Annotated in this window: 2 rRNA genes; both read left to right on the forward strand. The window is 54.8% G+C overall.

The window, feature by feature from the left end:
- Window positions 1-417, forward strand: a 23S ribosomal RNA gene (locus IE151_RS17585); the annotation flags it as partial.
- Window positions 418-762: 345 nt separating this feature from the next.
- A 5S ribosomal RNA gene (gene rrf, locus IE151_RS17590) occupies window positions 763-852 on the forward strand; the annotation flags it as partial.

The raw sequence follows: 852 nt of genomic DNA on the forward strand, positions 1-852 counted from the left end.
GTCCATATCGACGGGGTTGTTTGGCACCTCGATGTCGACTCATCGCATCCTGGGGCTGGAGCAGGTCCCAAGGGTATGGCTGTTCGCCATTTAAAGCGGTACGTGAGTTGGGTTCAGAACGTCGTGAGACAGTTCGGTCCCTATCTGCCGTGGGTGTAGGAATATTGAGAGGATCTGTCCCTAGTACGAGAGGACCGGGATGGACGTACCTCTGGTGGACCTGTTGTGGCGCCAGCCGCATCGCAGGGTAGCTATGTACGGAATAGATAACCGCTGAAGGCATCTAAGCGGGAAACTAACCTCAAAACCAGTAATCCCTATCAGAGCCGTGGAAGACCACCACGTTGATAGGCCGAGTGTGGAAGCAGGGTAACCTGTGAAGCTTATCGGTACTAATAGCTCGATCGGCTTGATCATTCTCATTTTGCCAATGCTCATCTTGTAAACAAGATGAACCATTCGTCCGTGCGGGCAGTCAGCAAAGCTGACGTCTCTCCGGGCAGGGCGGGCCACAAGGCCCGGCGACCTGGCGTCTGTAGGCAGTATGATCGCGGTGATATATCGTGACATGCACTATCAAAACGCTGGGCAAAGCCCAAATGGACAAAAACGAAAAGACATAAACCGGCGATCGACCGATCGCCTGGCACGTTTGCCGCCCTCGCGGAGGATCAGCATCGCAAAGCGATGCGAAAGCGCCCTGTGCGCGCAAGCAAACGAACTAGAAACAGCTTCTCGAGCAAAAATCATGTGATTCGCCGACCTGGTGGTTATGGCGGAGCGCCTGCACCCGATCCCATTCCGAACTCGGCCGTGAAACGCTCCTGCGCCAATGGTACTTCGTCTCAAGAC

It is taken from the genome of Limoniibacter endophyticus (assembly GCF_014652835.1).
Lineage (GTDB): Bacteria > Pseudomonadota > Alphaproteobacteria > Rhizobiales > Rhizobiaceae > Limoniibacter > Limoniibacter endophyticus.